A 7,104-nucleotide genomic window follows, 5' to 3' on the forward strand; every position below is an offset into this window, starting at 1 on the left:
TTATCTAAATTCCGAAGAGCGGCTGCAACAAACGCGCAAACATGCTCTTGAACCGCAGCGGAGCGTCGGTCACCGCCAGGCAAACGCAATCTTCCCCCGGACCCGCAAATGGCTGATGCTCAGTGCGTTCATCCGTTTCTGCGATGTCGCCTCGATACAGAACGGTATCGCGATCGCACAGACTTCCGGTCAGGATAAGCGTGAGCTCGCGACCGTTGTGACCGTGAGACGGGACCTTCAAGCCACTTTGAAAACGCAACAACCGGGCTTGAGAACGTTTGTCGAGCGTATCGATGGAAATTTGCTGGACACGAGGTGCGAGCCTTTTCCAGTGCAAGTCGCTCAGATCCCCGCCGAGGTAACTTCGGAGCGGATCTGGAATGATTGCATTTGAAAAACTACGCGACGGCTCCCTTGGCTCGGGAGACGTCGTATCGCTTCTGACCTGCGACAATACGGACGCCATCATTGTCGGCAATACCGCCGTTGCTTCAAGCGAATCGAGCCAATAGCCACCCAGGGCGTCGGCCGAGCTGTTGCGGGCACGACACTGCGGACATAGAGCAAGGTGGGTGGCAACAAGCAAGCTTGACGCTTCATCCAGCGTTCCCGCCGAATAGCTCAACAGGATATCATTGCTGATATGAAATTTAATCGTCACCTGTTTGCTCCGTCTTGGGCATCGAGGGTGGAACGTATCTTGGCGAATGCCAGTCGTATTCGGGACTTCACGGTTCCAAGGGGAAGACTGAGTCGTCGGGAAATTTCGAAATGCGAAAGGTCCTCATAAAAGGAAAGCATCAGAACATTTCTCTCATTGGGAGAAAGCGCATCCATTATCTTGCGAACGTTCTCTTGCTTCTCAGTCTGCTCAACCAAAAGATCGGGCGGCGGCTGGTCGTCAGGGACCAGCGCCGGGTCATTTGGATCGAATTGAGGTCGGCGCGTCTTACGAAAACGATCGATGGTCAGATTTCTTGCGATCGTGAAAATCCAGGTGGACGGCGATGCCTTCGACGGATCGAATTGTCCTGCATTGCGCCAGATCGAAACCATCGCCTCTTGCGTGATTTCCTCTGCGCCGGAAGGATCGGCGCCCAACCTCAGACAATAGGATTTGATGCGAGGCGCAAAATATCGGAACAGGACTTCGAACGCCGCCTCGTCTCGGTCATTTGCGATCTTTGAAATAGATTTGGCAAATTCCGATGCATTCGGTCGTGGGTCACCCTGCAGAATTTCTTTGGCGACCATAATGTCCTCAGGCCTGCTCCGCGCCGGCGTGGCTCCGTATGGCAGTCTTGCGAACCGGACGGCGAATGCAATATCGAATATCGACCTCGCCAGTGGATTATCATCGAAGTTCACGAGCCTGTTGGCCCAATTTGCACGCCCTTGCGAGCCGTCTACAATCAAACATGTGTCATTAAAGGTCATTGTTTGGTCATAGCCAGGAATTCCTGGCGAGTTGCGGCGTTGTCGCGAAAGCAGCCAAGCATGCAGCTTGTCACCATTTCCGCTCCGACCTTGTGAACGCCTCGGCTCGACATACAGTGGTGTACAGCCTTAATCACCACGCCAACGCCCTGTGGTTGCAGGACTTCCTGGACCGCAGAAGCGATCTCCGAAGTCATCCGCTCCTGGATCTGCATCCGCTTGGCATAGGCGTCGACAACGCGAGCCAGCTTGGAGAGTCCTACGACCCGGCCGTTGGGAACGTAAGCGACCCACGCCTGGCCGATGATGGGCGCGAGATGATGCTCGCAGTGGCTCTCGAAAGATATCCCGCGAAGGACCACCATTTCCTCGTAACCGCCGGTTTCGTCGAAAGTCTTATCCAGGATCGCCAGCGGGTCCTGCTGGTAGCCGGCGAAATACTCCCGGAAAGCACGAGCGGCCCTGGACGGCGTTTCGAGCAATCCCGGGCGATCGGGGTTTTCGCCCGCCCAGCGAATGATGGTCCGGAATGCGGCCTCGGCCTCTTCACGAGAAGGCATGCCGCTGGATTGCTGCGAAAAGTCATTGATCTGGATATTCACACTCGCGTTTCCTTTTCAGCATGCATGCTCGGCCTCAAGCATCTGATCCGCGGTAAGCAATGGGAATTGCTTGCCTTTAAGAAAAAGTACCCCGGTCGAGGGGGCTTATCGACCGGGGACTTGTTACCGGGTGGGGCGCAGCGGCGGCGCTGCAGTCCCGGTAACAACTGGTACGAGACCGAGCAAAAATTGGATCACAGGAACTGAACAAAATTCCCGCGGTGCGGAAACCTTGCCGGAAACCTTGCCGGAAACCTTGCCCATGTGTTGCTCATGATGTCGGGGAACGACGCGCGTTGATGACCTTGTGGGAAGCGATTCTCAGGTCCAACGGGGGCGTGTTACGTGGGCCAATATCGGCCAATTCGAGCACTATTCGGCAGCGATAACCAAGCGCCCGCGCTATTCGAAGGTAGTTGGTGAGAGTGACGCTGGAAGTGCCGTTCAGGTAGCGCGAGACCTGACTCGGGTCTGCTCCAAGCAGAAAGCCAATCGCCTCCAGGCTTATCGTATTTGTCCGACGAAGTTCCAGGATCTCGTTGATGATGGCTTCCTCATCGCGGGCGACATCCAGCGTAAGTCGTTCGTTGGTCTCGCGATCGGCACCAGGAAAGTCTCGTGTACGCGTTCTCATGATTGTTCTCGCCGCATCTTGAACTGTTTTACGAGTTCAAGCCGGCGCCGGATCACCTGGTCGCCGTTGTGACCGGCCGCATCACGAAAACGTTCCCAGAAGAAGTGCCGCGACTGCGCCGCATGACAGCGGCCATCTAAGCTTCAGATACCAAGCCGGGGCTTCGTGAATGCGGGAGGCCCGGATGTCTACCAACAGCATCGCGACGAATGCTGCTGCGAGGACCAGGAAGCTAATCCTGGACGGCGCGAACAGCGCCGCCCAGGCAACGAGCGAAGGCAGGATACTCAGGGCAATCCGACGCCACAGCATGTTATCGGATTGGGGAACCGCACCGATCGCAAGGCCCCAGTGAATGCCACCCAGGAACGACAGAATGATTGCGCCATATGCCATCAGCGCGAATGACAGCCGCGCTTCCAAAACATCGTTTGCGAATGGTGTCGCAAGCGAAAGTCCCGCAAAGGGTATAATGCCGAGGCCCCCCAGCCAGGCCGCGGCCGGGGGCACGCTCGAAGCATCAGATCTGGCCGTCTCGTTCGAATTCAAGATGCCCGCCCGCTCGCCCGTGAAATGCCGGCTTGTCCGCGCCTGAAGAGACCGACGCACCCGATCATCGCTTGCTGCCTCCGAGATAGCTCACGATATTCGCGAGGTCCTTGTCGCCCCGACCGCACAGGTTGATTACCATGAGATGATCATTGGGCATTTTCGGAGCAAGCTCGATTGCCTTGGCGATCGCGTGCGCAGGCTCCAGCGCGGGGATGATCCCCTCCAGCCTCGCGCAGAGTTGCAACGCGCAAATGGCTTCCTCGTCGGTGGCGGAGAGATACTTCACCCGGCCTACGGAATTGAGCCATGCGTGCTCGGGACCCACGCCCGGATAATCGAGCCCTGCTGAGATCGAGTGCACATCCTCGATCTGTCCATCGCCATCCATCAGGAGGTAAGTCCGGTTGCCATGGAGGATCCCGGGGCGACCCGCAGCCAGCGAAGCGGCGTGCAACCCGCTGTTCAGCCCGTGACCCGCCGCCTCAACGCCATACATCAAGACCTGGGTTTCATCGAGAAACGGATGGAACAGGCCTATCGCGTTGGAACCGCCACCAATACAAGCAATCAGCGAATTCGGCAGCCGTCCCTCAGACTGCATCATCTGATCTCGCGTTTCCCTGCCGATAATGCATTGGAAATCACGGACCATCACCGGGTACGGATGAGGGCCGGCTACCGTACCGATGCAATAGAAGGTATTTTCCACATTCGTGACCCAGTCACGCAAGGCCTCGTTCATCGCGTCCTTGAGCGTTCGGGAGCCGGAATCAACCGCTCGAACGTCGGCGCCAAGCATCTTCATGCGAAGGACATTGGCCTCCTGCCGCTCCACATCGACCGAGCCCATGTAGACGATACATTCGAGTCCAAAACGGGCGCAGAGTGTGGCGGTAGCGACGCCGTGCATGCCTGCGCCGGTTTCAGCGATGATCCGCTTCTTGCCCATTCGCCGTGCGATCATGATTTGGCCAAGCACATTGTTCACTTTGTGGGCGCCAGTGTGATTGAGCTCATCGCGTTTGAAGTAGATTTTGGCGCCCTTGAGATGTTCGGTCATGCGCTCCGCAAAATACAACGGGCTGGGACGGCCAATGTAATTGGTAAGATAGCTTGCCATTTCATTCTGGAATGCGGGATCCGTGCGCGCCTCGGCGTAGGCAAACTCCAGTTCCAAAATCAAGGGCATCAGAGTTTCCGGCACAAAGCGGCCGCCGAACGCGCCGAAGTGGCCACGCTCGTCAGGTCCGGCACGCAGGGTTTCAGTTTGCTGGAAAGTCATGCATCCTCTCATATTGACTGGGCGACATTCAATATGCAGCTCAGCTACGGACGCCGCCCCTCATGTTGCACAAGCTGATACGCGCCAGCACCGAGGTTGGATCATTCGCGAAGCGGATTTATCAACGCCAGGGCCCTGCCATACCTGCGCTCACCATGGAAGGCGTTCTCCGCGGTGATCCAGAAAGCCGCCGGAGTCTCCGGGGCTGAGACGATCAATGACCGCCAGAAGCCGACCGGCGGCAGCATCCGGCGATTGCACCTCAAGGCCGGTCTTGTTGAAAGGGGACGTCAGGCCGGTGTCCACCGTCCCCGGATGAAGCGCCACGCAGATCGAATCGGGCCGGCGACGCCCGAGCTCAATTGCAGCAGTTCGGACCAACTGGTTCAGCGCAGCCTTCGAGGCCCGGTAGCTATACCAGCCACCAAGTCTGTTCTCGCCGATGCTACCCAGCTTAGCCGACAAGGTCGCGAATACCGACTTGCCCTGGCGAGGCAATAGCGGGAGCACATGCTTCATGATCAGCGCAGGGCCGATTGCATTCAGCGCAAAGGATCGGGCCAGATGAGAAGGCTGGAGCTCCCGCCAGCTCTTTTCCGGACCATGCGCGTCGTCATGGAGAAAGCCGGTCGCATCCAAGACAAGCCTTATTTCCCCTTGCGATGTGGCAAAGTCAGCCGCTTCCTTGAGGGTCGTCTCTATCAGCAGATCTATCGCTGGCGTGCTGGCCCGGCTGAAGCCCACCACATGCTTGAAATTCTGGCCCGCTTGCAACTGGCCCACCAAAGCTCTGCCGATGCCGCCGCCGGCACCGAATACAACGGCAATTCCGCCCTCGGGAAACGGGATAGCTGTTTTTTGAAACATCAACGCAGTTTCTGCCGGTGAATGAGCGATGTCAGAATCGGCGTCGCGGTGTGCCGCCCGGATTTCTCATGCCTCATGGGATTCCAAAAACCACAGAGCCTTGTCGAGTGAACGCGAAAACGCTGTTAGAATATCTGCGGTACCGGCGTCGCCCAATTCATCCGCCGTTTTGATGGCGGAACGAGTGAAATTGGCGAGATCGCCGAAACGCTCGGCGAGCGCGAGCATATGGTCTTCGACGCGCACGAGATCCGTCGGATACGCCTGCAGCCTGGAGGCTTGCACGACAATCTGGGCTGTACCAAGGGCTGTTCCGCCAAGCTGCACCACCCACTCGGCCAGGGTATCCGCATGAGTATCGATTTCGTCGCGGAACCCGTCGAGCATTTCATGCACGGCTATGAACTGGCGTCCTCGCAAATTCCAATGCGCCTGCTTCGTCGCCAGAGCAAGGTCGATGGCGTCGGCCAGACGGGCATTCAAAAGTGCGCTCACCATAGCCTTGGTGTTCGATTCGAGACCGTTACGGCTGTTGTGGAGCTTCATGAGGTCAATCTCTTTGGCAGCAACGCAGCAATGGTGCCGCACCGCTGCTTTAAAGGCACGGCCATCGTCTGGCTGTCTGCTTGCTCTTACGATTCATCTTTGCAGATGGATCACTTGAAAAGCTGATGCACGATACTTTTTCTTAATCGGCCCGGCAGGCAGGACCCGATGCTGGATATCGTGTCGGCAGCGGCGCCACACGCAAATCCGTTCAAATCAAGGCATTTTTATTCGGGCGCAACTGATCCAACCCGACGGCAGGGTCGTATTGGATGGATATGAGCAGGCTGTCTCGCAGCTTCCTCGATATCGATAATCGATACCGCCGTGCCGCGGGATATGTGGCACGAGCGCGAGGGGGGCTGGCAGGCGCGCTGCCTGGCTGAATGGAGGTGGCGCGTGCAATCCGACAGACAACCATTGACGGTGTACTTTGACGGAGCCTGCCCGCTTTGCCAGGCGGAGATAAATCACTATCGCAAGCAGGAAGGTGCCGGCGCTATCTTCTTCGTGGATGTCTCTCGATCCGAAGAAACGCTTGCAGTGGATCTGACCAAACAGCAAGCCATGAAGCGGTTTCACGTCCGCGCCAATAATGGATTATTGTTGTCTGGTGCGGCGGCATTCGTTGCTGTTTGGAGCACCTTACCGCGGTGGCGTCTGGCTGCGCGTCTGGCGGCACTACCCGGAATTCTCAAGGTTCTTGAGGTCGCATACCGTTTGTTCCTGCCAGTGCGGCCGGCCGTGTCAAGACTGTTCGGGCTCGTGCATGCCTGGCATCGGTCGGACAACGCGGCGCTGGCAGACATGGCCGGCAGCATCGACCTCCCTCACAAATCTGATGAAGAATCGCCCTTACGCAGTCCCCTTGACCGTGGCGGAGGGCATACTGAGGTTACTCCAGCGCGGAAGCGATGATCCCGCACTCGTCCTTCGTTCACCTGACTGCATGAAAACCTGCCGCAGTCTCGTGGTTACGACTCGCAAAGGAAATGTCATCCGATGAGATTTCTGTCTCTACTGGCGACTGCAACGCTTTTCGGCGGAATGATACTTTTCTCCTTCGGGTTTGCGCCGCTCGTCTTCAAAACGCTTGATGTCGGCGAAGCAGGGCGGATGCTGCGTCGGGCTTTCCCCTGGTACTATCTCTTCGTCCTTGCAATCGCGGCTCTTGGCGCAGCCCT

Annotated in this window: 10 protein-coding genes; 2 read left to right on the forward strand and 8 right to left on the reverse strand. The window is 57.5% G+C overall.

The features are described from left to right. Positions 1–4 precede the first annotated feature (4 nt). The 8 genes from Q8N40_RS19720 to dps all read right to left on the reverse strand — a co-directional run bounded on the left by Q8N40_RS19720 (position 5) and on the right by dps (position 5,920). Positions 5–661 carry a ChrR family anti-sigma-E factor gene (locus tag Q8N40_RS19720; RefSeq protein WP_305318837.1) on the reverse strand — a complete coding sequence of 219 codons (657 nt, stop codon included), beginning with the start codon at positions 659–661 and terminating at the stop codon, positions 5–7. Next, complete coding sequence (locus Q8N40_RS19725) at positions 658–1,437, reverse strand: sigma-70 family RNA polymerase sigma factor (RefSeq protein WP_371135751.1); 780 nt, start codon at positions 1,435–1,437, stop codon at positions 658–660. The genes Q8N40_RS19720 and Q8N40_RS19725 overlap by 4 nt, the downstream gene beginning before the upstream one ends. After that, complete coding sequence (folE, locus tag Q8N40_RS19730) at positions 1,434–1,997, reverse strand: GTP cyclohydrolase I FolE (protein WP_305712984.1); 564 nt, start codon at positions 1,995–1,997, stop codon at positions 1,434–1,436. The genes Q8N40_RS19725 and folE overlap by 4 nt, the downstream gene beginning before the upstream one ends. Before the next feature lie 313 nt (positions 1,998–2,310). Then, on the reverse strand, positions 2,311–2,673 hold the full coding sequence (locus Q8N40_RS19735) for a helix-turn-helix transcriptional regulator (protein WP_305712977.1): 363 nt from the start codon (positions 2,671–2,673) through the stop codon (positions 2,311–2,313). 81 nt (positions 2,674–2,754) lie between these two features. Further along, positions 2,755–3,222, reverse strand: a complete 468-nt coding sequence (locus Q8N40_RS19740) for a DUF3429 domain-containing protein (protein ID WP_305712978.1) — start codon at positions 3,220–3,222, stop codon at positions 2,755–2,757. A gap of 64 nt (positions 3,223–3,286) precedes the next feature. Further along, entirely contained in the window at positions 3,287–4,507 is a 1,221-nt protein-coding gene (gene trpB / locus Q8N40_RS19745; RefSeq protein WP_305712979.1) for a tryptophan synthase subunit beta, read from the reverse strand. 150 nt (positions 4,508–4,657) lie between these two features. Continuing rightward, positions 4,658–5,374, reverse strand: a complete 717-nt coding sequence (locus tag Q8N40_RS19750) for an SDR family NAD(P)-dependent oxidoreductase (RefSeq protein ID WP_305712985.1) — start codon at positions 5,372–5,374, stop codon at positions 4,658–4,660. Between the two features lie 66 nt (positions 5,375–5,440). Next, a complete protein-coding gene (dps, locus tag Q8N40_RS19755) occupies positions 5,441–5,920 on the reverse strand; it encodes a DNA starvation/stationary phase protection protein Dps (RefSeq protein ID WP_305320459.1) in 480 nt (159 codons plus the stop codon). A gap of 399 nt (positions 5,921–6,319) precedes the next feature. Here dps and Q8N40_RS19760 point away from each other — a divergent pair, with 399 nt between their 5' ends. Together Q8N40_RS19760 and Q8N40_RS19765 are read left to right on the forward strand one after the other, a co-directional pair. Next, complete coding sequence (locus tag Q8N40_RS19760; protein WP_371135752.1) at positions 6,320–6,838, forward strand: thiol-disulfide oxidoreductase DCC family protein; 519 nt, start codon at positions 6,320–6,322, stop codon at positions 6,836–6,838. 84 nt (positions 6,839–6,922) lie between these two features. After that, positions 6,923–7,104, forward strand: a 182-nt coding sequence (locus Q8N40_RS19765; protein ID WP_305712980.1) for a DUF4149 domain-containing protein, incomplete at its 3' end; no start/stop codon positions are given.

Origin of the sequence: Bradyrhizobium sp. (genome assembly GCF_030693485.1) — a bacterium.
Taxonomy (GTDB): Bacteria; Pseudomonadota; Alphaproteobacteria; order Rhizobiales; family Xanthobacteraceae; genus Bradyrhizobium.

Coding starts and splice junctions, on each gene's coding strand:
- Q8N40_RS19725 (WP_371135751.1), bottom strand. CDS start 1,437: ATGACCTTTAATGACACATGTTTGATTGTAGACGGCTCGCAAGGGCGT.
- folE (WP_305712984.1), bottom strand. CDS start 1,997: ATGCCTTCTCGTGAAGAGGCCGAGGCCGCATTCCGGACCATCATTCGC.
- Q8N40_RS19735 (WP_305712977.1), bottom strand. CDS start 2,673: ATGAGAACGCGTACACGAGACTTTCCTGGTGCCGATCGCGAGACCAAC.
- trpB (WP_305712979.1), bottom strand. CDS start 4,507: ATGACTTTCCAGCAAACTGAAACCCTGCGTGCCGGACCTGACGAGCGT.
- Q8N40_RS19750 (WP_305712985.1), bottom strand. CDS start 5,374: ATGTTTCAAAAAACAGCTATCCCGTTTCCCGAGGGCGGAATTGCCGTT.
- dps (WP_305320459.1), bottom strand. CDS start 5,920: ATGAAGCTCCACAACAGCCGTAACGGTCTCGAATCGAACACCAAGGCT.